The following is a 25527-nucleotide window of genomic DNA, read 5'->3' as shown; positions in this document are numbered from 1 at the left end:
AAAATCAGATGTGGGAATTATCTGACTTTTTATCAAGAAATAAGTAAAATTAAGAATATTTAGGTTTGGCTAAAAAAAATTTAGGTTTGATATGTTAGATAGCAAACAATGTGAAGCCTTTCTTGCAGTTGCAGAATTGGGAAGTTTTGATGCAGCAGGAGAGTATTTGTATATTACGCCCTCGGCAGTGTCCTTACGCGTACAGGCTTTAGAAAAGTATTTAGGACAAATACTAATTATACGGGGGCGCCCGTGTGTGCTCACTCAAGCAGGGCAAACTTTATTACAACATTTACGTCATACGAGGTTAATGGAGCAAAATTTATTACAAGGTTTGATGGGAAAATCATCAGAATCTGAATTTTATAAAATTGCTCTAGCTTCAAATGCAGATTCATTAGCTACTTGGCTTTTACCAAATATTCAGCAAACGCTTTTTAAAGAAAAAATAGTATTAGAACTAAAAATTGATGATCAATCTCACACGCACACTTTATTGGAGACAGGACAAGTCAATGCCTGTATTTCGGCAGAAGAGCAGGTCATGTCAGGTTGTTTAGCTCAACCACTAGGAAAAATGCGTTATAAAATGTTGGCCTCTGCTGAATTTGTAAATAAATGGTTCAGTGATGGAGTGAATAGAGACACATTAAGAAAAACACCAGCAGTTATTTTTAATCATAAAGACTTAATGCATTCAGAGGTTTTATTAAAAGGATACGGTTTACCGATGCAAAGTTATCCTTATAGTTTTATTCCAGCAACAGATGCTTTCGTCAAAGCAATTCAATTAGGTTTAGGCTATGGCATGGTGCCCGAGTTGCAGGTTCAGCCACTACTCGAAAATGGAACACTTGTTGATATTATGTCTGAAGCCCAACTTGATGTTCCTTTATATTGGCACCACTGGAAAAGACAGTCGCAGCAACTTGATGCACTGACTGAGAGGATTGTTCAGTCAGCAAAACAGATATTGAGATAAGTTTAAGATTGTGTTAATTCAAGCGCACGTTGATAAGCAACTTTCTTCTTAATACCTGTTAGATCTGCAGCAAGTTGAGATGCCGCTTTAACAGATAAATCTTGAAGTAAGCGCTTTAAAAGCTCATCTAATTTCTCTTGTTCCAGATCTGTTTTTTCTGGTGCACCGCCAACTACAAGAACAATTTCGCCTTTTTCTTGATTGTGATCATTTTCAATAAAACTGACCAAATCTTTTAAAGTCATTTTTTTGATGGTTTCAAAGGTTTTGGTAATTTCACGTGCGAAACCTACAGGGCGGTTTTCACCAAATACCTCAGCCATATTTTTTACACATTCTAAAATACGGTGTGGTGCTTCATAGAAAATTAAGGTCTGAGTTTCATTTTTGAGTTTTTCTAATTGAGAAATACGTTGAGAAGCTTTTGATGGCAAAAATCCTTCAAAACTAAAACGATCGCTCGGTAGACCTACTGCACTTAGAGCGGCAATTGCAGCACATGCACCAGGCACAGGAACAACTTTAATGCCATGTTCTTGAGCAGCTCGAACTAACTTAAAACCGGGGTCACTAATAAGCGGCGTACCTGCATCACTAATTAAAGCAACATTGTCGCCCGCAAGTAATCTTTGAACTAACTGCTCAATTTTATTGCTTTCATTGTGATCATGACATGCAGTAAGTTGAGTCGATATATTATAGTGCTTAAATAATTGTGCTGATTGACGCGTATCTTCGGCAGCTACAATAGAAACTGATTTTAAAATATCAATTGCACGGAAAGTCATATCATCTAAGTGCCCGATTGGGGTGGCTACAACGAATAACTGAGCACTCATTTGGTTTTACTCCGTACAGATAAACAATTTTAATGGGGTAGTTTACCCGAAATTATGATTTGGGCGTGAACAATGTCTGCCAACCTTTGCTTTTCCAAAATGATCTGATTTTCATTTGTTCAATTTAAATCAGAAAGTACGGGTGGATTTAACGAAATAATTTAAGCATCAAAATATGTGGTGCTATTTTTAATTTGGGGAAGATAAGTATGCTATTAGCGCAGCAGTTGGGTAAATGGGCAGAGCAAACGGCTTTAAACCTGTTGCAAAAGCAAAACTATGTATGGGTAACCAGTAATTACCATTCACGCCGTGGTGAAGTGGATTTGATTGTTAAAAGAGGGCAAGAGCTGGTTTTTGTGGAGGTAAAGGCGCGTACTATAGGAAATTATGGACAAGCTTGTGAAATGGTGACAAGAACAAAGCAGAAGAAAATTATTAAAACCGCGATGCGTTTTTTACAACGCTACCCATCTTATCAGGATTTTTATTGTCGTTTTGATGTGATTTGTTTTGATTTTCCACAGAAAATTGCAAAAACAGTACAGCAAGACTTTTCAAATTTCCATTATGATCTGCAATGGATCGAAAATGCATTTACTTTGGATTAAGAGTTCATTACTCTTTTGAGCAAATTAAAACCGATGTTTTATGATCAAGCCAAGAAGAGATTGATAGGAGTCTGGTGGAGTGTTGAAACGTATTGCTGTAACAGCGCTTTGTGTCGCAAGTTTGTCAGGTTGCGCAAGTTTTATTTCTGGTGGAACAGGTACAGCTCCAGTCGGAACAGATAGTGGTGTACGTAGCTTAGGTCAGGTATTCATTGATTCTTCAATTAAACGTACAGCGAATATTAATCTTTATAAGCTTGATCAGCGTTTTAAACAATCACGTATTAATATTGAAAGTTTCCATAGTACTGTTTTATTAACAGGACAAGTGCCAGATCCATACTTGAAACAATTGGCAGAAGACAATCTTAAAGCCATGAGTGATGTAAAAGCTGTACATAACTACATTACCGTTGGTAATAAAGTCAGCTACAACACGATTATGCAAGACGCGGGTGTAACAGCCAATACACGTGCGCTTTTAATGAAGGCACCTGTAGTTTCTGATAGTAAGGTTCTCGTACATACCGAAGACGGCGTACTTTATGTCATGGGCCGTTTAAATACAGCTGAAATTAATGATTTAAATAATGTGCTTCAAAATGTTGGTAACGTGACCAAAATTGTGACACTCATTGATAACGTTGATTTAGCACCTGCGCCAGCGGCGAGTACTGCTAGTGCAACGACTACACCAATTATTAATAACGTCATTGCTCAACCAACAGTTCAAACTCCTGTTGCAATTGATCCTGACCAAACAGATCCAGCTTCGAATGCACAGTAATTTATGAATCTGATTGAACAACTACAAAGTAAAATTGAACAGGCGCGAACTCTCTATAAAGAGTTCCGCCTTTATGATTTGGGGAGTTTTGCTTTAAATCGTTTTACGCCAAAAGATGGTTTTGAACAGGTCGCAAATGTACGTTATGGTCTAAAGCCGCGTCACCGTTTGGATATTTACCGATCTGTTAAAAAACTAGCACATCAGCCTCTTATTGTTTTTGTACATGGTGGTGCTTGGCAACATGGTAATAAGCGAGATTATCTTTTTATTGGTGAGACGTTTGCTAAAGAAGGCTATGACGTTGCAGTTATCAACTATCAATTAGCTCCTAAAAATATTTTTCCGAGTTTTGTTGATGACCTGACTCAGGCATTGAATTATTTACATCAAAACCAAGACAAACTAGAAATTTCTACAGAAAATGTTGTGCTTATGGGGCATTCAGCAGGGGCATTTAATGTAATGTCTGCTGTTTATCACCCAACGCCAAATCCTATTCAATGTTTAGGAAATATTAAGGCGATTTTCGGTTTAGCTGGACCTTATCATTTTGATTATAAGGGTGACCCACTAGCTGAAGATGCTTTTGATCAAAGTATTTCTTATCAAGAAGTGATGCCATACTATTTCGTCAATCAAAATAGTATTAAACATTACTTGTTCATGGCTGAAAATGATCAGCTTGTTGGCAAAGAGAATACGTTGGATTTGGATCGGGCTTTAAGACAGAGTGGAAATCACAGTCATATCGCTGTGATTCCCAAAACTGGACATATTACAATTTTGGCCAGTCTTTCTAGCTTTATTAGCCACTATTTCAGAACGAAAAGAACGATCTTACATTTTCTCGAAGAAGTGTTTTAAACGAGAGTCTCGTTTAAAACATGGCAGATTACCCAGCTTGGGTAATCTGCATAATCATTGAATGAGCAATACTTCCTTTAAACGGAATATCAGGTAATTGATCAAATTTAAAGAATTGTGCATCTGCAATTTCTTCTTCTTGAAGCTTAATTTCACCCGACTCATATTCTGCCCGAAATGCCACCATAAGGTTACTTGGGAATGGCCAAGGCTGACTTGACATATATTGAATATTTTTGAGTTTTAAACCGACTTCTTCAAAGGCTTCACGTTGTACTGCCTCTTCAAGTGTTTCGCCCACCTCAACAAAGCCCGCAATCAAACCATACATGTTGGTTTTATTGTGAACTGACTTCGCGAGTAAGATTTCATCATCACCTCGAGTAATGACGGTAATAATGCAAGGGTTTACACGAGGATATTGGTGGTAGCGACAAGACGGGCACACCATTGCATATTCGGTTGGATGAACTTCTGTCGGATGTCCACAGTGGCTACAAAACTTATGGTTACGTCGCCATTCAAGTAATTGAACAGCACGGCTCGCTTGCAAAAACTGTTCTTTCGACCAGCTGGTAATAAGCTGGCGAATTGGAACAAGTTGTAAGCCTTCGGGGATAGGTTCCTCAGCAAGCAAGTCACGCGCAATGACCTGCTCATCATGAGTGAAAAGTAAATCACTTGCTAACTTTTCGACTTTGGGTAATTGAAGGTTCTGGTCAACCAGTAATTGTTGATGATGGAAAATATAAGCAAGTGATAATTCAGACATTAAGCTGCCTTTTTTTGAAGTTGTTGACTACTCGACAATGCTACATTAAACATGGATTGTAGAACAGGTTGTTTATTTTTTAAATTGTCAACTAACATGTCAATGCCTGCCAATACGTTAAAAATACAGTGAATTTGGTCTGTATTAAAAGGCTGGTTTTGTTGAAGTTGCTCTTGAACGAATTGGGCAGTTTGGAGTAAAGCATGTTGTTGAGTCGTACTTCCTAAAAATTCGGCTGCACCCGCTAACTCTTTTAACGAACCTGCAATGGCTTCAACATTTTGTGTCTGATCATTGGCATACAAAGTAAGACTCTGACAGATAAAATCAATTAAATTTTTTGTCTCGGTAAGCAAAGCTTGATGAGCTTCATCAAGGCGATCTAAAGAAATAGCCGTATTATGCACGCTAAGTTGTAGACGATTTGACGTGTAATTGCGTACCAAAATACCAATTGAGTTCATGGCAGATAAAATGCTGTTCATCAGCTGCTGAGCATAGTTTTCATCACTTAAAATGTTAAGTTGACTTAAACTGCTGGCTTGTTGAGAAAGAGCAGAGGCGGCTTCATCAAGGTTTAGAAGTTTAAAGGTATGAGCCAATTGTAAAAGGCTCGCTTGTAGCTGCTGTGCTTTTTCAGGAGACATATTTTGGTAGTTGTATTCAATATCGTTTCGTACCTTATTCATTTCATCCAAGATTAATTGGCTGACAGTGTGCATCGTGTCAAAGTCAGGACCAAAGAGATGGCGACTTAAAACGAGTAATTGAGTATCAGTCGGTGTTTCATCACCCATATGAAGCTGGTTACGAATAAGGTGAGCAATCTCATCTTCTTGAGCAATGACAATACTTAAAATATCTGCGAATGCCGCTAAATTAGGTTCAAAACTTTCGGGTGCTGCCAAAAATAGAGCAATATGACTTTCAATATTAATCAGTACACGTAGGCGTGAATCATTTAAAAGAAGGTGATCAATATGGTTAAAAGCGTAATTGACGAGCTGCCAATATTGTTGGCTTGGCTGATGGTTTGCCATGCTAACTAAATAGGTAGCAATAAGTTTAAACGCCTGAAAATTTTGGATTGCAGCTGTCTTTTTCAAAAATTGATGTAGAGATAATTTATAGAGTTGATGGATGAACTGAGTTTTTTCACTAATTAATATTTCAGGCAAAGGCAGTTCGAGCGAAGTATTTGCAAGTAAAGGAACAAGAGCCTGTCCTGATGTAGTTAGAGGCTTATTTAAAGCCAATTCTAAATTATTTAAGGTTGTAAGAAGAAACTGTGGAACTTGTATTTCGCGCAAACAGATAAATTCAATATAACGTTTTACCATGGTTGTGCCTTCGCTTAAGGCAACGACATCATCAGTATTAATTTGTGCTGGATTCGCAATAATTTTTTGCATCAACTCAGTTGAATACTGAGTGATTTTTGCAAGATAGGGGATATCAATTAAGCGTAGTACTTGAGTGCATTGCTTAAACTGTTCTAATGCATCATCAATACCAAAAGGGAGAGTTTGTTCTTCAATTAAGGTGCTTACAGCACCTTCAACCAGTTTTATTGAACGATCAATTTCATGTTTAATGATGAGTAAGGCTGTTGGATCGAAATGAATCGACGTATGCTCAGACATAAACGTTCCCCTTTGCAAAAAAATCAATTGTTATATTCGTAGTGCTCATTAAATTGAGCTAAAAATCTATGCGACTAATATAACTTAACTTACAAAGGGGAAAAGCTAAAAACACTAAAGAATCAAAAATTTATTTTGCAAAAAGGCAAGGTTCTCCGTGTTTTTCCTCATATTCTTTGACCCAAGTCTCATGTGTATTTAACTCTTCATCTGAAGGGTAAATTACGGGGAGGTCAATCTGAACTCTGCTTCTATTGGTTGTTTGCTGGCTATTTTCACTCTGAGATAAGGCATCTATATCAAAAGAAACCTGACCACCAGTCATTGCCAAATAAACATCAGCAAGAATTTCAGCATCGAGTAACGCGCCGTGGAAAGTACGGTCACGTGCTGGAATTTCATAACGTCTTACAAGCGCATCAAGGGAGTTTTTTTGTCCCGGATGTTTGTTTTTCGCTAAAGCTAAAGTATCCGTTACCTCACATACTTCAGAAAGTGCAGGAAGCCCTACGCGTTTAAACTCCATATCAAGGAAGTTCATATCGAAGGTCGCGTTGTGGGCAATAATCTCTGCACCTTTGAGATAGTCAAATAAGGTGTCAGCAATGTCCGCATAGAGCGGTTTATCTTTTAAGAAATCATCACTGATCCCGTGGATATTTTCTGAGTCTCCCACTGGTTTTTGTGGGTTAATATAAATATGAATTGAGCTACCCGTAAGTTTACGGTTAATCATCTCAATCGCACCCACCTCAATAATGCGGTCGCCATCTTGGAAATAAAAACCAGTGGTTTCCGTATCAAGAATCAGTTGTCGAGGCCCTTGTAATTTTAATTTGGCTTCGGTCACAACGATTTGAGGATGAATGTTGTTGGTTGGCTGCTTACTTTCTTGTTCGGCAGTTTCAACTTCAATAATTTCTTCTTCCACAATAATCATCTCAACTTCTTCAGATGCTTCAAGATGCATATTTTCTTCTTCTGTTGCGTCAGCCAGATCAAACCCGAAAGGGTCATCTAGCAACCAGTCCTGTTCAGGCTTTTTTATATCTTGCGATACAGTGGCAGACTGTGGTTGCTTGAGTTCTTTAGCAGTTTTGTCTGCACCTAAATTCGCCAGCTGGTCTGCCATTTCATTGCCAGGGTGTCCTGCGTGGCCTTTAATCCAGTTCCACTCAATATTTCTACCCGCACAGACAGCATCTAATTTCTGCCAAAGGTCAGGATTTTTTACATCTTTCCAGTTTTTCTTTTTCCAGCCATGAATCCACTCAGTAATACCTTGCTTCACATAATTTGAATCTGTCCAGATAATCAAATGTGCATCGGCTGGGCAAAATGAAACACCTTCAATGGCAGCAGTAAGTTCCATACGGTTATTGGTCGTATCAGGTTCACCGCCAAATAATTTATGTTCACCCTGCTCAGTAATGACATATGCGCCCCAACCACCTAAACCCGGATTGCCACGACATGCACCATCAACATACAGTGTGATTGTTTGAGACATAAATCGAAACCTAAACTAAAAGAAAAAGAACTGAATATGGTGTATTGTATACGCAAAAAGTTCGGTTCCATCGTATCAAAGCAAGGTTTTTTTAATTTCTTGTAACATTTCCGTGCAAATGACATTAAATTATTGCCTTGTCTATCTTGCATGCTTTACTACAATGGCATCGAAGACCCAGGGTTTGTGGGCAGACCCCAAAAAATATTACGCGAGTTGTTTGGAAGTTTTTATGTATAAACCAACCACATTTGTGTGGCAGCCATCTGCAGCATCATTGTTCAAAATTACCGTACTTAGCTCTGCGTTAGCTGCGTTGGGTATTACAACAGGCTGTTCATCGACTCCGCAATCTGCAAAAACCTCAAAATCAAAACAGGTCAGTGGTGCAGGTTATTTAGATGCGAGTAGCCTTGATTCGTTGGAAGACTTACTTTCAGCAACTGATATGCGTGCTGTAGAGGGTGACCGTCTGCTTATTTTAAAGCACGGTGATGTCTGGAAGCGTATGTCTGTGGGTTTCAAAATGGATCTGAACCATTGGGATTCACGTATTGAAGCTCAGCGTAGTTGGTTTATTTCTCGTCAGCCTTACCTTGATCGTTTAAGTGCCCGCGCAAGTCGTTATTTGTATCATACAGTTAAAGAAGCTGAACGCCGCGGATTGCCGACAGAGCTTGCATTATTACCTGTGATTGAAAGTTCATATGACCCAGCTGCAACAAGTAGTGCAGCCGCAGCAGGTCTATGGCAATTTATTCCGAGTACTGGTCGTATTTATGGTTTAAAGCAAACAGGTACGTATGATGGTCGTCGAGATGTTGTTGAGTCGACCCGTGCAGCGTATGAATTTTTAGGAAGCTTATATAACCAATTCGGTTCTTGGGAACTCGCTTTAGCAGCCTATAACGCAGGTCCTGGACGTATTCAACAGGCGATTAACCGAAATCAGGCAGCTGGGCTACCAACTGATTATTGGTCTTTAAAATTACCTCAGGAAACCATGAACTATGTTCCGCGTTTCTTGGCTGTTGCCCAAATTATTAAAAACCCAAAAGCTTACGGTATTTCTTTACCACCAATTGCAAATAGACCCCATTTCCGTGAAGTGACTTTATCTGCACCTTTATCTTTAAGCGAAATTGCTTCTGTAGCTGGATTAAGCCGTTCGGAACTCTATGCATTAAACCCAGGATATCGTGGTGAAATGGTGGACCCTGCAAGTCCAATGCGTATCTTGATTCCAGCAGATTTAAGCCCTTCAATTGACAATAAATTAAAACGTCTTAAATCGGGTGGTGGTTCAGGTTGGTGGGCAAATGCGACTTCACCATCTAAGCCAGATGCAAGTGCTTCAACTTCGGTAACAATTAAGACAACACCTGCAAATCAGGTTCAACCAGTTAAGCCGTCAACACCTACTAAAACAACGAGCAGCTCTAGTACGGTAAAAACTTCAACACCTCGAGGGTCTGATGCTTTAGCCGCGTTTGCAGCTTCGGCTGATGTCCCGAGTGCTCCACGTATTCCGGTCGCTGTGACACCAGCGGCAAATATTAAGCAAGTGAAGACAGAGCCACCAATCTCGGCTGCAGAGCGTGAGAAGATTTTAGCGGCAGTTCGAGCTGAAGGTGAGAAAGAAACAGTTCAACAAGCTTTAGAGCCACAACCAACGCAGGCTGAAAAAGACCAAGTAGTTGCTGAGTTGAAAGCTATTGCTCCACAAGGAACAGAAATTGTTGATCCTTATGACGGCAAAATTAAGTTAACTGCGATTCAAACAAGCCAGTCAGTTGCAGAGCAACAAGGTAAAGAAGTAAGTAAAGGTTTTGCATATCCAAAAACTTTAGCTGAAGACGTGACTGTTGCTAACTCTGAAGATGGGCGTCGCAATAAAGACAAACCTTATATTAAAACAGATACAGATGTAGTGGTTGTGCAGCCAAAAGGCAAACGTAGTACCTATACAGTACAACCTGGTGATACTTTAGCCGTTATTGCGATGAAAAACGGCGTAAACTGGCGCGATGTTGCCAAGTGGAACCAGATTGACCCTGAAAAGACGTTATATGTAGGGTCAACGCTTTATCTTTATGATGCTAAACCACAAGAAACTCAAACGACTTCGAAAAGTACAGCTAAACCTGATGTATATGTCGTTCAGGCTAACGATAGCTTAAGTGGTGTAGCGAATCAGTTTAATTTGTCAGTAAGACAATTGGCTGAATATAACGATTTATCAGTGACAGATGGCTTATTTGTAGGGCAAAAACTACAGTTAAAAGAACCAAAGAATAGCCGCTCAAGTGCTAAAGCCGAGCCAAAAGCAGTTCAAGCAAATGCAAAACGTATAGCAACTAAGAGCTATACTGTGAAGCGTGGTGAATACCTGAAATTGATTGCAGATCGTTATGCGCTCTCGAATCAGGAACTTGCTGAGTTAACCCCAGGCTTAACGGCGGGCAGTAATTTGTTGGTAGGCCAAAAAATTAATGTGCCTACACAAGATATTACTGTAGATGAAGTTGCTGAAACTAAGACTTCTAGTAAACCTGAGAAAGCATCACCAAGTGTTTCTTATAAAACAGAAGGCTATAAAGTACAGCGTGGTGATACTTTATCTAGTATTGCAACTAAATCAAAAATTAGCCTAGCTGAGTTAGCCGAGTTAAATAACTTAAAAGCAAATAGCCATGTGCAGCTTGGTCAAACTTTAAAAGTACCGACAGGCTTAAGTGTTCCAGAACAATATGTTGTACAGTCTGGCGATAGCTTAAATGCGATTGCGAGTAAATATAATTTGCAAACTAGCTATTTAGCTGACCTAAACGGTTTGTCTCGTACTGCTGGTTTGCGTGCTGGTCAACGCTTAAAACTAACAGGTACGGTTGAAGAAGTGCCAACTAAATCTTCTAAAAATACTAAAGAAGAAACACCAGAAACTTATACAGTTAAATCGGGTGATAGCTTAGGTAATATTGCTAACCGCTATCACTTACAGTTGGACTACCTTGCTTCATTAAATGGTCTTTCACGTACCAGTAGCGTTCGTGTCGGGCAACGTTTAAAACTAACAGGTGATGTAACTACAGTAGAAACAGCTAAAGTAGATACCAAGTCTTCAACTAAAACAGTTGCGGCTGGTAAAAACACTGAAAGATATACTGTGAAATCTGGTGAGTCATTAAATAGTATTGCGAGCCGTGCAGGCATTTCAGTGCGTGAACTTGCTGAAATGAATGCATTAAAAGCGAGTGCTAATTTACAGCGCGGCCAAAATATTGTAATTCCAAAAACTGTTGTGGAATACAAAGTGAAGCGTGGTGATACATTAATTGGCCTTGCTAGCAAATATGGTTTAGAAACCAATTTCTTGGCTGAGCTAAATAATTTAACACCTTCTACTCAGCTTCGCATTGGTGATGTTATTAAAGTGCCTAATTTGTAAAATAATTAGCCACTTATGCATAAATTAAATATTCAACTGAGCCTGCTAGTCGGGCTCAGTGTCGTTTCGCATGCAGTTTTTTCTGCACAGCAAACCACTTCATATATAGCGATTCATTCTAAGCCTAAGTATTTAAAAATGATGGCTATGCCATATGCAAACCCCAGTGCCCCGAAAGGTGGTGTGTTAAGTCAGGCAGCTCAAGGAACTTTTGATAACCTTAATAGTATGAATGGGAAGGGGAATGCGACAGAGGGCGTTAATTATCTTTTTGATACCTTAATGACTCAATCACTTGATGAGGTGGGGGTTTTATATCCGCTTTTGGCAGAAAAAGTGAGTTATGATCCAGAAAAAACGCAATCAGTGACTTTTTATTTAAACTCTAAAGCGCGTTTTAGTAATGGACAGCCGGTCACTGCGGCAGATGTTAAATTTAGTTTTGATGCTTATCAAACGAAGTCCAATTTAGGTTTGCAAATGTACCTTGCTGATTTGGCAAAAACAGAAGTAATAAATGCCCATCAAGTAAAGTTTAGTTTTAAGTCTACCCACAACCCTAAAATGCCATTCATTTTGGCAACCTTACCCATTTATTCAAAAGCAGATTGGCAAAAAAGAGATTTTAGCCGAATTACCTTACAACCAATTATTGGTTCGGGGCCATATGTAGTTGAACGAGTTGATGCAGGTAGAAGCATCAGTTATAAAAGAAACCCGAATTATTGGGCAAAAGATTTGCCTATTAATAAGGGGCGTTATAATTTTGACCGCTTGAGATATGTTTATTATCGAAATTGGGATATTGCTTTTGAAGGATTTAAATCTGGGCAATACACTTTGCATGAAGAAACTAATCCTAAAAAATGGGTTACAGATTATCGTTTTCCAGCCGTAAAAGCAGGGTTGGTTTCTCAATATAAGTTTCGTCACCATAATCCGATTGCCACTGAAAGCTATGTGTTTAACACTAGGCGAAAACCTTTAAATGATATTAGTTTTAGACAAGCCTTAACCTATGCCTATGACTTTGAATGGCAGAATAAAGCTTTGTTTTATGGGCAATATCAGCGCCTACAAAGTTATTTTGAAAATAGTGAATTAGCAGCAACAGGTCGACCTTCAAAAACTGAATTAGAGTTGTTAAAACCGTTATTACCTAAGTTATCTCCACTCATGCAGCAAGGTGTTTTAGCAAATTGGAAATACCCCGTGTCTGATGCGAGTGGTTTCAATCGTCAGAATTTATTAACTGCGCGCCAATTGCTTATACAAGCTGGCTATAAAGTTAAAGAAGAACAGCTATTTACACCTGAAGGAAAGAAAGTTCAGCTTGAGTTTTTAATTCAGCAAGATGGTAAACAACGAACACTTCTACCTTTTATTCGTAACTTAAAAAAATTAGGTATTGCAGTTAATTTACGTCAGGTTGATGCTCCGCAATATTTAGAACGGACTCGCCGTTACGATTTTGATATGACCACAATGAATTTGCCGCAATCTCTCAATCCGGGAAATGAACAAACTCAATTTTGGGGGAGTATCGCCGCAGCTCAGGATGGAAATTACAATTATGCGGGTATTCGAAATCCAGTAATTGATCAAGTGATTTCAAAACTCGTTGCGAGCAAAAGCCGTGAACAACAGATTATTTATACTCGCATTCTCGATCGATTGCTTAGAGCTGGTTATTATCAAATCCCGACTTATGGTAAAGGTGAAAACTGGTATGCTTATTGGAATATGTATCAACAACCTAAAGTTAAACCAGCACTTTCTTCTGGGATGGAATATTGGTGGAGTGATGCAAACAAAGCCAAAAAAGTTGCCAAATATTTACATCAACAATAAAAAGCACCTGCCATAAAGGAAATCCTGTTATATGGGTTCATATATTCTTAAGCGACTTCTTTTAATGATTCCCACATTGTTTGTCATTCTATTGATTAACTTTGTGGTTGTGCAAATTGCACCGGGTGGGCCAGTTGAGCAAGCAATACATCAGGCACAAAGCGATTTGGGAATTGGTCGTGCATTGAGTGCAGAAACTTATTATCAAGGTGCTCAAGGTTTAAGCCCTGAAATGGTTGAACAAATTAAGGCGCAGTATGGCTTTGATCGTTCCGCACCTGAACGGTTTTTGTTAATGTTAAAAGGCTATTTAACTTTAGATTTTGGACAAAGTTTCTTTAAAGATAAATCTGTCTTGCAATTGTTATGGGAAAAAATGCCTGTTTCCATTTCACTTGGGTTGGTGAGTACATTACTCATTTATCTCATTTCTATTCCACTGGGAATTAAAAAGGCAAGACAACAAGGTTCGTGGTTTGATCGGTCCACTTCGTTAGTTCTTGTGGTGGGATATGCTGTACCAAGTTTTGTATTTGCCATTTTATTAGTTGTTTTTTTTGCGGGTGGCTCTTATTTTCAATGGTTTCCCTTACAAAATTTAGTATCAGATAACTTCCATCAACTTAGTCTTTGGGGCAAAGTTACCGATTATTTATGGCATATGACTTTGCCACTGATTACCATGGTATTAGGCGGTTTTGCCAGTTTAACTTATTTAACTAAATACTCATTTTTAGAAGAACTCAATAAACCCTACGTTTTGTCAGCCTATGCAAAAGGTTTAAACAGCCAACAAGTTTTATATAAACATGTATTTCGTAATGCTATTTTAGTTGTGCTCGCAGGCTTGCCAGAAGTGTTAGCGGGTATTTTCTTTGTGGGTAATCTGTTTGTAGAAATTATTTTTCATTTAGATGGGGTGGGCTTGTTGGGCTTTGAAGCAATTGTTCAGCGAGACTATCCGGTTATTTTTGGCGTATTGTTTTTCTTCACGCTGTTTAGTCTGCTTTTACGACTTATTTGCGATGTGTTGTACCAGTGGATTGATCCCCGAATTCACTTTGATGCACAAGGAGGCAAATAATGTCCTTGATTGTGCGGACACGATTACAGCGTTTTAGACAGCATAAATTGGGCTGGGCCAGCTTTATTTTATTTAGTCTAATTTTGCTTTTGTCATTAGCCGCGGAGTTGATTGCTAACGATAAACCATTGTTAGTGAAGTATGAAGATTCTTACTATTTGCCAGTGTTTAAAACATATCCGGAAACGACGTTTGGTGGAGTGTTTGAAACAGAAGCTGATTATAAAGACCCCGCCGTACAATCGCTTATTGAGGCTAAAGGATGGGCAGTTTGGCCCCTCATTCAGTTTTCATATCAAACGCCCAATTTAGATTTGGCAGTTCCTGTGCCGTCACCGCCTTCCAAGCAAAACTGGTTAGGAACAGATGATCAGGGACGGGATGTTTTTGCCCGCATTCTTTATGGCTTAAGAGTATCGTTACTTTTTGGTTTAGTTTTAACCTTTTGTTCCTCTTTATTTGGAATTACTGTAGGCGCCATTCAAGGTTACTATGGCGGTTGGGTCGATTTATTAGGACAACGTTTGGTTGAGGTCTGGAATGGCTTACCCATGCTTTTTATGGTCATGATTTTAGTCAGCATGTTTGTTCCAAATGTATATTGGCTATTTTTTATTATGCTCTTTTTTGGCTGGACCGTTTTGGTGGGAATTGTCAGAGCAGAATTTTTGAAAGCTCGCCAGTTAGATTATGTTCGTGCAGCCCAAGTTTTGGGAGTGACCGATCGCGCGATTATTTTTAGGCATATTTTGCCAAATGCGATCAGTTCAAGTTTGTCTCAGTTACCTTTTATTCTAACCACCAATATTAGTGCTTTAACTGCTCTTGATTTTTTAGGGTATGGTTTGCCACCCGATGCAGCTTCATTAGGCGAGTTATTGTTACAAGGTAAAAATAATTTAGATGCGCCATGGCTAGCAATTTCAGGATTTTTTAGTCTGGCAATTGTTCTTTCACTTTTAATTTATATTGGGGAGGCGGCCCGTGATGCGTTTGACCCAAGAAAATAATTTAAACAATGTTTCAACATTATTAATAAAGGTAGAGCATCTTTCAGTTCAAACTAAAGATCAAAAGGTTTTATTGGATGACCTGAATTTCTACTTAAGTGAAGGGGAAACACTTGCTATTGTTGGCGAAAGTGGTTCAGGTAAATCGGTGAGCTGCTTAGCAATAATGGGGTTGCTACAAGAAAAATTAGAAATAACAGGTCAGGTCTGGATTGGCTCACAAAACATGCTTGAGCTAGATGAAAGAGCTCAATCAAATTTACGTGGTCGCCAAATCGCTATGATTTTTCAGGAGCCTGCTACTGCATTAAATCCGCTTCATCGTGTTGAAAAAATTATAGGGGAAAATCTTCTATTATCGGGTTTCTCAAAACTTGAAATTCGACAAAAAATAGTTGAACTGCTTAAAGATGTGGGAATTGTTGAACCAGAGCAAATTTTAAAACGTTATCCGCATGAGCTTTCTGGTGGACAAAGACAACGTGTCATGATTGCGATGACATTGGCGCTTCAGCCTAAAATTTTAATTGCTGATGAGCCTACTACTGCATTGGATGTGGTTTTACAGATACAGATTTTAGAGCTATTAAAATCTTTGCAAAGCAAATATGGAATGGCACTTATTTTAATTAGCCATGACCTAAATTTAGTACATCGCTATGCTGAGAAACTTATTGTATTGCAAAGTGGGCGTGTAGTAGAGCAAGGTGAACTGAGCCAAATTTTTACAAACCCTAAAACAGCTTATACAGCACAGTTATTAGATCATGATTTTGGAAGTGTAGAGCCTAAATCCGCTCAACAAAACGTTTTATCAGTACAACACCTCAGCGTACAGTTTCCTATAAGAAAAGGAATTTTAAATCGTATCCAAGGATATTTCACTGCAATAGAAGATTTGAGTTTTGACCTTGCTCTAGGTGAATCGCTTGGGGTGGTTGGTGAAAGTGGTGCTGGTAAGTCATCTTTAGCCCTCGCTTTGGTTCAGCTTATTCAGAGTAAAGGGCAGATTGTTTTTTTAGGGCAAGATTTGAATCAGCTACAGCCAAAAGTGCTACGGTTGATGAGATCAGATTTTCAACTTGTTTTCCAAGACCCATTTGGAAGTTTAAACCCGCGTATGACAGTAGGGCAGATTATTGCTGAAGGGTTGAAAGTGAAAGTAGTAGCTGATAACGAGATCAAACAGCAAGTTGAATCTGTATTGGTAAAAGTTGAATTGGCTGAAGATTTTCAACATCGTTACCCACATGAACTTTCAGGTGGCCAACGTCAACGTGTGGCCTTAGCTAGAGCTTTAGTGGTTCAGCCTAAACTTTTAATTTTGGATGAGCCTACCTCTGCCTTAGACCGGACCACGCAAAAAGCCATGATCAAGTTATTGCGACAATTACAGCAAAGCGAGCAGTTAAGTTATATTTTTATTAGTCATGATCTCAATATAGTAAAAGCACTTTGCCACAAAGTGCTGGTATTACGTCATGCAAAAGTTGTTGAATATCAGGAAACTGAACTCTTATTTTCTAAGCCTCAAAGTGAATATACGAAACAGTTAATTAAAGCATCCTTTTAAAGATATTTTTTAATTGATTGTTTTATATAAATAAATTTTGTTTAAACTTCTTATGCAAAAAGTTGCATATTTTTATATTTTTTAAAATTGACATGTGCTATTGTCAGTTATCGATTATGACTTAACATGCCCAATAACTCATTTAAATTAGAGTAATTGCTCTAAAATTCAAAGAACAGAGGTTAACCATGAACCAGATTGCTCAACCTATCACAATTCGCAATACCACCTTTAAAAACCGAATTATTAAAGGTGCAATGAGTGAAGCGCTTGCAAATTATGAAGGCCAACCAAATGACTTACATTTGGGTCTATATGGTGCATGGGCAAAAGGTGAGCTTGGCTGTGCAATTACGGGTAATGTCATGGTAAATGCCAGCGCAAAAAATGAACCAGGTGTTGTGGTTATTGAAACTGAACGTGACCTAGAGCGCTTAAAAGAGTGGGCGGCATTAGGTAAAAAACATGGCATGGTTCAGTTGATTCAATTATCGCACCCAGGTCGTCAGTGTCCAAAAGGTTTAAATAAAGAAACCGTAGCGCCTTCAGCGGTACCTTTTAGTCCAGCTTTAGCCACCATGTTTGGAACGCCACGTGAACTTACTCATGAAGAAATTCTAGATATTATTAAACGCTTTGCCACATCAGCTCATATTTGTGAAAAAGCAGGTTTTGAAGGGGTGCAATTACACGGCGCACATGGTTATTTAATTAGCCAGTTTTTATCGCCATTAACCAATAAGCGTACAGATCAGTGGGGCGGTTCAGTTGAGAATCGTACTCGTTTTTTACTAGAAGTTTATAAAGCGGTACGTGAAGCAACTTCAGATAATTTTATCATTTCAGTGAAGCTTAACTCGGCTGATTTCCAGCGTGGTGGTATTAGCGAAGAAGACGTGATTTCAGTGTTTAAAGCAGTGGATGAAGCTGGTATCGATTTAATTGAAATTTCAGGTGGAACTTATGAGGCACCAGCAATGGCTGGAGCTAAGGCTGACAAACGTAAAGCAAGTACGATTGCACGTGAAGCATACTTTTTAGATTTTGCTGAAAAAATTCGCCAGCATGTTAAGTGTAAACTCATGGTGACAGGCGGTTTTCGTACTGTAGAAGGCATGAACGCTGCACTTGAAAGTGGAGCATGTGACTTTATTGGTATTGCTCGTCCATTTGCTGTGGAAACTGATTTAACAGAACGTTTAATTGCAGGGCAAGACGTGCGTTATGCCGTAAAGCCGATTAAAACAGGTTTACCTTTTGTCGATAAAATGGCAATTATGGAAATTATTTGGTATGCCGCTCAATTTAAAACCATTGGTAAGGGTAAAAAACCAAACCCAAAACTTTCACCACTAGTGGTGTTTTTAAATTATGCCAAAGGCAATATTAAAGCGGTGATTCAAGGACAAGTGAATTCACGTAAGTCTGCATAAATCTGATGCGCCATTTCAATAACTGAAATGGCGCATTTGTTTTAGAACGTATAGCTCATACCTAATTGAACAGTACGTGATTCACCCGGATATGCATATAGATTGAAAGCGCTTTCATCATAAACTTTGTCAAAAAGATTTTTCAGATCTAAGTTAATACGAAGTTTTGGTGTCGCCTGATAATAAGAAACCAAATCTGTAACAGCATAACCTTTCATGGTGTAAGTACTATTGGCTGTTTGACCTGCACGCTTATCAATATATTTTTGATTAATGCCCAGACCTAAGCCTTGTAAAGGGCCATCTTGAAATTCATAGATATTTAACAGATTAAAACTATTCTTTGGAATATTGGCTAAAGTGGTTCCTTTTTTCAAAGTATTATCTTTGCTGACTTCTGCATCTGTATAGGCATATCCACCAATAATTTTCCAAGCTGGAGTGATTTGCCCTGCAATATTTAGCTCAATACCTTGGCTACGGATTTCACCAGCAGCAACTTTATAGGCTGAATCTACAGGATCGAGGGTTAAGACATTTTCTTTTTTTGCATAGAAAATAGCAGAGTCAACCGATAGCATATTGTCGAGTGCTTGCCATTTAAAGCCTAACTCATAAGCCATGCCTTCTTCTGGGTCAAATCCCTCTCCATTACGGCTAGCCCCCGTGTTTGGTTTAAAAGATTTTGCAGCATTGCTATAGATTGAAAGATCATCACGGGCTTTAAAAACTAAACCTAAACGTGGAATAAATGCGTCATGACTGGTATTCCAGTTTGCCGTATTTGGTAATAGGTTTTTGTAATCATGTTCGTAGTGCTCAAAACGTAAACCCAGTAGCGCACTTAAACGCTCATTTAAATCGATTTGGTCTTGTACAAAAAGAGCAGTTGTTTTTAAGTTTTCACGATCATGTGTAGTAACCCGATTAAGCTCAGGCAGCGGTTGGCCTAAAACAGGATTATAAATATTAATAGGGTAACTACCGACATCACCACTTGAACGAATAATGTATGACTTGTAATCATAATTTTCATATTCAAGCCCAGTCACTAAGGTATGTGCTAATCCTAAAAGCTGGAAATTACCTGTTAGATTAATTTGGGCGTCTGTATCTTGCCATTTTAATTCGCGATAGTTGTAATTCCGGCCTAAAGTTTCGCCGTCATTTTGAATGCCATTTGCTTCTACTGCATAGCCATACAATTTGCCATTTAAATATTGCACACCAGCATTAAGCTTCCAGTCATTTCCAAAGTCGTGTTCGACTCGTAATTGAGTCATGTCATTATCATTATAGAGTCGGTTGTTGTATTTACCTGTTTCCCATAAATAGGTTTCGGGTGAACTGTTAAATGATTTCTGACCTGCATAGCGTGTTTGGCCACGATCAAGTGGATGCCGATTTCGTAATATATCTGCTTCAAAAGTAACTTTGGTTGCATCAGAAGCTTGCCATTGGATGACTGGTGCAATTCCATATCGTTTGGACTCGACATGATCGCGGTAACTATCACCACCTTCTGCAATCACATTGAGGCGATAACCAATGTTTTCTGCATTTGGAATAGTGCCTGTAGTGTCTATAGTAGTACGATATAAACCTTCACTGCTAAGCTGGGCACCTAAAATGGTTTGTTGCTCAGACTTCGGTGTTTTAGAAATTAGATTAAACGTACCACCTGGATCACCACGGCCATATAAGCTAGAAGAGGGACCACGTAAAACGTCTACACGTTCAATAGTATTGCTATCTGGCGCATTTGGATAACCACGGTTAATCGGGAATCCATTACGGTAAAACTCACCGCTGGTGAAACCACGAAGGTTAAACCCTGTTAAGCCTTGGCCACCAAAGTTATTAGCACGAGTAACGCCGCCAGCCAAATCAAGCGCTTCGATTAAACGTGTCGCACCAATATCTTCAATTACTTTTTGAGTCACCACGCTGACAGATTGTGGCGTATCTTTTAATGCGACTTCGCTACGTGTTGCGCTAGTTGAGCTATCGACTTTATAGGCTTGGTCGGCAGCTTGTTGGGCTTTAATCTTAATGGTAGCAAGCGTCGTTGAGGAACCATTGGTTTCTGCGAAAGCACTTGAAATACAGCAGAGTTGAGCGATGCTCAGGGAGAGAAGGCGAAGCTTAAGATCCATTTAAAACCTTGTTGATAATAAATATCAGTATAAAAATAAGAATTATTATATTGTAAATCTATGTAAAGGAAATACTGGATTGTTGATATATGTGTACAAGTGTATTTTATTAGGAAATACAGAAAATTAGAAATATAAAAATAAAATAGAAAGGAATTTTATAAGAAGAGAATATGGCGTCCCTACGGGGATTCGAACCCCGGTTACCGCCGTGAAAGGGCGATGTCCTAGGCCTCTAGACGATAGGGACGTTGAGGATGGCGGTATCTTAAGAAGCCGCCACCAAACTGTCAAGGAGGTAAGGTGACAGTTTGTTCAAAATATAGCAAAACAGTTCAGCAGTCTTCTGAGTATCGTACAAAGCAGAGTGTGCTTCTTTGCCATCGAACTCAATTCCAGCTTGAATACACGCTTTCGCAAGTACAGTTTGTCCAAACATAACAGCACTTAAAGTAACCGTATCCATCACTGAAAAGCTATGGAATGGATTTTGATTTTTTGTGCTTGTACGTGCAATTGCTGCTTGTAAAAAGCCAAGATCAAAATGCGCATTATGACCAACTAGCACTGCATGGGTACAATGTTGCTGTTTACGGACTTCATTCACCGATTTAAAGATACGGCGTAATGCGGTGCGCTCATCTTCAGCCATTGCCATACGCATTGGATTGAATGGATCAATACCAATAAAGTCTAGAGAACGGCGGTCGAGATTAGCCCCTTCAAATGGGTTAATATGCGCATGAAATGCTGGACCAGGGACAAATTGTCCCTGAGCATCATACACAATTGGAATGCACGCAATTTCTAGCAATGCATCTGTCTGGGCATTAAAACCTGCCGTTTCAACGTCAACAACAACAGGTAAGAAGCCACGAAAACGTTGGCCAATGACCGGGACAGAGGTTTCTTGTGTCACACTTTTCTCCATTGCAGCGTTTTCCCGGCATGCAGCGGGATGATTTTTTGATCATCTAAATAATCAAAAGATTCTGGAACGAGGTTATCTTCTTTTACCAAAGTAATCGTAGAAGTATTACGTGGTAGACCGTAGAAGTCTGCACCAAAGTGGCTAGCAAAGCCTTCTAGGCGCTCTAATTTACCCACTTGATCAAATGCTTGAGCATAAAGTTCAATTGCATTAGGTGCACTATAACAGCCTGCACAGCCACACGCATTTTCTTTTGCATTTTGCGAGTGAGGTGCGCTATCTGTACCCAAGAAAAATTTAGGGTTACCGCTCGTTGCAACTTCAAGCAAAGTGGTCTGGTGAGTTTGACGCTTTAAAATTGGTAAACAATAGAAATGCGGTTTAATACCACCCACCAACATATCATTACGGTTAAATAATAAATGCTGAGGCGTGATTGTTGCAGCGACATTGCGATCTTGTTCTAAAACAAAGTGTGCAGCATCGCTTGTTGTGATGTGCTCAAGTACCACTTTAAGTTTTGGAAACTGTTTTAATAACGGTGATAAAACTTCATCTAGGAAGCGTTTTTCACGGTCAAAAATATCAATATGGTTATGAGTCACTTCACCATGAAGTAATAACGGAACTTGGTGCTCTTCCAATTGCTCAATGACTGCATAAACTTTACGAATATCACTTACACCGTTATCAGAGTTGGTGGTCGCGCCTGCTGGGTAAAGTTTAATAGCATTTACATGTCCAGATTCTTTAATTTTACGAACTTCGTCTGGTGAGGTGAAATCAGTAAAATAAAGCACCATACGCGGGTCAAAATTAAGACCTTCTGGAACATGTGCAAGAATACGTTCACGGTAAGCCAATGCTTCTTCCACAGTTTTTACAGGCGGAACAAGGTTTGGCATACAGATCGCACGAGCAAATTGTTTGGCCAAATCAGGTACAGTACGTTTTAATGCTAAACCATCACGTAAATGTGCATGCCAATCATCTGGCTGGAGCAGGGTAATAGAGTCCAAGGCAGTTCAAACTTCGAAATAAAACAAATGATAATCGATAAAGTGTGAAAATGGTAACGAGAATTACGGACAAATGGCAAAATAAAGCGCCAGACGCATTAAAAAATAATGTTATATTTTGTTAATGTGTAAGAAGCAGGAATCAAGTAGTGGCGAATAGGGGAAATGTACATGAATTACTCAAAGCAAAAGAAGAAATAGAATATTTGGTAACTCTACATACCCATCGTTATGCCAATACGCCTTTGCCACATCAATTAGAAAAAAAATTTTGGTGCCTAAACCTTGAGCGAACTAAACAAAATATCTCAAAATTTTTAGCAAGTGGCATTTTAACCTACCTTATTTTTATTTTACTTGCTTTACCAACTGACTACTTGGTAATCGGGGTGCCTAGTATTACTTGGGACTTCATCTATTGCTTACTGAGTGCAATGAATATTGCTTGTGCGCTACTACTATTTTGGGTTTTTGCAAAGTTTAAAGGCCTCAGTGAATATTTTTATATCGCTGCCTGTGGCATTGTATTTTTGACCATTATTATCAATGCAATGCTGCTTCTTAGCGTAGAAAATGTCGCCCTTAAAAACCAGTCGATGTTACTACTTTCCTTCTTATATATGCTGGGGTTTATTTTAAGCGGAATAAAGCCTCTGCATATGCTTTATGTGGGTTTGATCGCAGCGATTTGTGTTTTTTCTCTACTGATTTTATTGCAAGCAAATTGTGATTATATTGCTTTGGGAAGAGCGCTATTTGGAAGCTGTATTTTAGGTTTTTCAATTAGCACGATGCTCACCTCTAGAGAAAGAAGTCTTTTTTTAAATAACCAGCTTGCTGAACTTAATGAACAGATTTTAAGAATTGAGGCATCTGAGTTGCTTCATTTAAGTCAGCAGGATGCACTGACCAATATCTCAAATCGACGTACTTTTGATGAGATGTTCGACTTTTTTTACTATCGTGCAAAGCAAGAAAAGCGTCCACTGGCTGTTTTATTTATTGATATCGATTTTTTTAAAAATTATAACGATTTTTATGGGCATCAAATGGGTGATAAGGTCATCTCATCTATTGCCTCTGCAATTAAAAATTCGATACGCCATGTTGATTTTGTGGCCCGTTATGGCGGAGAAGAGTTTGTCGTGCTGTTGCCGAAAACACCTGCACAAGGTGCTTATGCGGTCGCTGCAAATATTTATAAAGCGATTGAGCGACAAGCGATTCCTCATGCTGCATCTTTAGTTTCTAAGCAGGTCACCATTAGTTTAGGTTTTACTGTTTATACAGAAGGTTTTAAAGTAAATCAGGAAAAGTTAATTCATGCTGCGGATCAAGCTTTGTATCGGGCTAAACAGCTTGGACGTAACCAGATTTATTATCAGCCTCTAGAAGTAGTGGAACCTGCTTAAACAGAGACTTAAAATAAAAAAGCCACCTTTGTCGGTGGCTTTTTTATTAAGTAAGAAAATTATTTCTTCTTGCTATCGAGTTGTGGCACAGCAGAACCTTGACCAATTGAAAGCAAACCAGCATCTGTATAGATACCAAGTTTTGCACGTGTATCGGTAATGTCGAGGTTACGCATAGTCAACTGACCAATACGGTCCATTGGCGTAAACATTGAATCGCCTTTTTCCATTGTTAAACGTTCGGCTTCGTACGTTAAGTTTGGAGACTCAGTGTTCATGATGGTGTAGTCGTTACCACGACGAAGTTCAAGAGTCACTTCACCAGTAATTGCTTTAGCAACCCAACGCTGCGCAGTTTCACGTAACATAAGCGCTTGAGAGTCGAACCAGCGGCCTTGGTAAAGTAAACGACCTAAACGTAAACCGTTAATGCGGTATTGTTCGATCGTATCTTCGTTATGAATACCAGTAACCAAACGCTCGTAAGCAATATGAAGAAGAGCCATACCCGGTGCTTCATAAATACCACGAGATTTCGCTTCGATAATACGGTTTTCGATTTGGTCAGACATACCTAAACCATGACGGCCACCAATACGGTTTGCTTCAAGAATAAGCTCAACCGGATTGTCAAAAGTTTGACCGTTTAATGCAACAGGTACACCTTCTTCAAAACGTACAGTTACTTCTTCTGGCGTAATTTCAACTTCATCTTTCCAGAAAGCAACGCCCATAATTGGGTCAACGATTTTGATACCGGCATTTAAGTATTCAAGATCTTTTGCTTCGTGAGTCGCGCCCAACATGTTTGAGTCAGTTGAGTACGCTTTTTCTTTTGACATTTTGTAGTCAAAACCGTTGTCGATGAGGAACTGTGACATTTCAGCACGGCCACCGAGTTCATCGATGAAGTTTTGATCTAACCAAGGCTTATAAATTTTAAGATTTGGGTTGGTCAACAAACCGTAACGATAGAAACGTTCAATATCGTTACCTTTATAAGTTGAACCATCACCCCAGATGTTTACGTCATCTTCTTTCATTGCAGTAACTAACATAGTGCCTGTTACTGCACGACCGAGTGGAGTCGTATTGAAATATGGAACGCCACCTGTGCTGATATGGAATGCACCACACTGAATCGCAGCAATACCTTCAAGCGCAAGTTGTAAGCGGCAGTCAATTAAGCGAGCTTTTACAGCGCCGTATTGTTCTGCTTTCTTTGGAATTGCATCGTAGTCATCTTCATCTGGCTGGCCTAAGTTCGCAGTATATGCATAAGGCTCAGCGCCTTTTTGTTTCATCCACAATAAAGCTGCTGAAGTGTCTAGGCCTCCGGAGAAGGCAATCCCAACTTTTTTGCCTACTGGTACATGCTGCAAGATAGTTGCATTATCAGTCATTGCTAATCCTAACATTTATGAAAAAGACCCCATATAGGCGGTCTTGAGAATTCTGAATGGCGGCTATTGTAGCACTATTCATGGTGCTTTTTTTCGCAAAAAAAGCATTAATTCACTTGTTCTGATTTGAAGTTTTAATTTGATAAAAAATATAAGGCTATTTATAGAATAAGAAGAGTTAAATGAAGTATGGTTG

The 25527-nt window shown here is 39.0% G+C and carries 19 protein-coding genes and 1 tRNA gene; 11 read left to right on the top strand and 9 right to left on the bottom strand.

Annotated elements, in window-relative coordinates; translation table 11 throughout:
* Nucleotides 1–91 precede the first annotated feature (91 nt).
* Nucleotides 92–982, top strand: a complete 891-nt coding sequence (locus KTI79_RS07095; protein WP_032054866.1) for a LysR family transcriptional regulator ArgP — start codon at nt 92–94, stop codon at nt 980–982.
* 2 nt (nt 983–984) lie between these two features.
* Here the strand turns inward: KTI79_RS07095 and rsmI are convergent, their stop codons facing one another.
* Nucleotides 985–1821, bottom strand: coding sequence for a 16S rRNA (cytidine(1402)-2'-O)-methyltransferase (rsmI, locus tag KTI79_RS07090; protein ID WP_032054865.1), 837 nt, complete (start codon nt 1819–1821; stop codon nt 985–987).
* Between the two features lie 209 nt (nt 1822–2030).
* On the opposite strand from rsmI, the gene KTI79_RS07085 reads away from it, so the two are divergent.
* The 3 genes from KTI79_RS07085 (at nt 2031) to KTI79_RS07075 (ending at nt 4086) form a co-directional block, all read left to right on the top strand.
* Entirely contained in the window at nt 2031–2432 is a 402-nt protein-coding gene (locus tag KTI79_RS07085) for a YraN family protein (protein ID WP_005070523.1), read from the top strand.
* A gap of 79 nt (nt 2433–2511) precedes the next feature.
* Nucleotides 2512–3219, top strand: a complete 708-nt coding sequence (locus KTI79_RS07080; RefSeq protein ID WP_002117601.1) for a BON domain-containing protein — start codon at nt 2512–2514, stop codon at nt 3217–3219.
* A gap of 3 nt (nt 3220–3222) precedes the next feature.
* Entirely contained in the window at nt 3223–4086 is an 864-nt protein-coding gene (locus KTI79_RS07075) for an alpha/beta hydrolase (RefSeq protein ID WP_032054864.1), read from the top strand.
* A gap of 28 nt (nt 4087–4114) precedes the next feature.
* On the opposite strand, the gene nudC is transcribed toward KTI79_RS07075, so the two are convergent.
* From nudC to dnaQ, 3 genes are all read right to left on the bottom strand, one after another.
* Complete coding sequence (gene nudC / locus KTI79_RS07070) at nt 4115–4858, bottom strand: NAD(+) diphosphatase (RefSeq protein ID WP_032054863.1); 744 nt, start codon at nt 4856–4858, stop codon at nt 4115–4117.
* Nucleotides 4858–6501, bottom strand: coding sequence for a hypothetical protein (locus tag KTI79_RS07065; RefSeq protein WP_032054862.1), 1644 nt, complete (start codon nt 6499–6501; stop codon nt 4858–4860). Before KTI79_RS07065 ends, nudC begins: the two co-directional genes overlap by 1 nt.
* 130 nt (nt 6502–6631) lie before the next feature.
* Nucleotides 6632–8011, bottom strand: coding sequence for a DNA polymerase III subunit epsilon (dnaQ, locus tag KTI79_RS07060; RefSeq protein WP_032054861.1), 1380 nt, complete (start codon nt 8009–8011; stop codon nt 6632–6634).
* Between the two features lie 232 nt (nt 8012–8243).
* Between dnaQ and KTI79_RS07055 the strand changes: the two genes are divergently transcribed.
* From KTI79_RS07055 to KTI79_RS07030, 6 genes are all read left to right on the top strand, one after another.
* Complete coding sequence (locus KTI79_RS07055; RefSeq protein ID WP_032054860.1) at nt 8244–11459, top strand: LysM peptidoglycan-binding domain-containing protein; 3216 nt, start codon at nt 8244–8246, stop codon at nt 11457–11459.
* Nucleotides 11460–11474: 15 nt separating this feature from the next.
* On the top strand, nt 11475–13310 hold the full coding sequence (locus tag KTI79_RS07050; RefSeq protein ID WP_032054859.1) for an extracellular solute-binding protein: 1836 nt from the start codon (nt 11475–11477) through the stop codon (nt 13308–13310).
* 31 nt (nt 13311–13341) lie between these two features.
* The gene (locus KTI79_RS07045) at nt 13342–14394 is read left to right on the top strand and encodes an ABC transporter permease subunit (RefSeq protein WP_032054858.1); all 1053 of its coding nucleotides are present in this window, start codon (nt 13342–13344) and stop codon (nt 14392–14394) included.
* A complete protein-coding gene (locus KTI79_RS07040; protein ID WP_086375957.1) occupies nt 14394–15404 on the top strand; it encodes an ABC transporter permease in 1011 nt (336 codons plus the stop codon). The genes KTI79_RS07045 and KTI79_RS07040 overlap by 1 nt, the downstream gene beginning before the upstream one ends.
* Nucleotides 15379–16977: an ABC transporter ATP-binding protein gene (locus tag KTI79_RS07035; RefSeq protein ID WP_086375958.1), complete on the top strand. Its 1599-nt coding sequence runs from the start codon at nt 15379–15381 to the stop codon at nt 16975–16977. Before KTI79_RS07040 ends, KTI79_RS07035 begins: the two co-directional genes overlap by 26 nt.
* A 188-nt stretch (nt 16978–17165) precedes the next feature.
* On the top strand, nt 17166–18410 hold the full coding sequence (locus KTI79_RS07030; protein WP_032054856.1) for an NADH:flavin oxidoreductase/NADH oxidase family protein: 1245 nt from the start codon (nt 17166–17168) through the stop codon (nt 18408–18410).
* Nucleotides 18411–18451: 41 nt separating this feature from the next.
* Here the strand turns inward: KTI79_RS07030 and KTI79_RS07025 are convergent, their stop codons facing one another.
* The 4 genes from KTI79_RS07025 to pyrC form a co-directional block, all read right to left on the bottom strand.
* Nucleotides 18452–20566: a TonB-dependent siderophore receptor gene (locus KTI79_RS07025; protein WP_032054855.1), complete on the bottom strand. Its 2115-nt coding sequence runs from the start codon at nt 20564–20566 to the stop codon at nt 18452–18454.
* A 174-nt stretch (nt 20567–20740) separates the two neighbouring features.
* A tRNA-Glu gene (locus KTI79_RS07020) sits at nt 20741–20816 on the bottom strand.
* Between the two features lie 18 nt (nt 20817–20834).
* On the bottom strand, nt 20835–21497 hold the full coding sequence (gene rnt, locus KTI79_RS07015; RefSeq protein WP_032054854.1) for a ribonuclease T: 663 nt from the start codon (nt 21495–21497) through the stop codon (nt 20835–20837).
* On the bottom strand, nt 21482–22516 hold the full coding sequence (pyrC, locus tag KTI79_RS07010) for a dihydroorotase (protein WP_032054853.1): 1035 nt from the start codon (nt 22514–22516) through the stop codon (nt 21482–21484). Before pyrC ends, rnt begins: the two co-directional genes overlap by 16 nt.
* Before the next feature lie 149 nt (nt 22517–22665).
* On the opposite strand from pyrC, the gene KTI79_RS07005 reads away from it, so the two are divergent.
* Nucleotides 22666–23928: a GGDEF domain-containing protein gene (locus KTI79_RS07005; protein WP_032054852.1), complete on the top strand. Its 1263-nt coding sequence runs from the start codon at nt 22666–22668 to the stop codon at nt 23926–23928.
* Between the two features lie 59 nt (nt 23929–23987).
* Here the strand turns inward: KTI79_RS07005 and argG are convergent, their stop codons facing one another.
* Nucleotides 23988–25346, bottom strand: a complete 1359-nt coding sequence (gene argG / locus KTI79_RS07000) for an argininosuccinate synthase (protein ID WP_014206117.1) — start codon at nt 25344–25346, stop codon at nt 23988–23990.
* Between the last annotated feature and the right edge of the window lie 181 nt (nt 25347–25527).

This window comes from Acinetobacter sp. WU_MDCI_Abxd143 (genome assembly GCF_025514195.1).
GTDB classification, from domain to species: Bacteria; Pseudomonadota; Gammaproteobacteria; order Pseudomonadales; family Moraxellaceae; genus Acinetobacter; species Acinetobacter pittii_H.
Note: the sequence above shows the minus strand (reverse complement) of the source record. Positions and strands in the feature narration are given on the sequence as shown.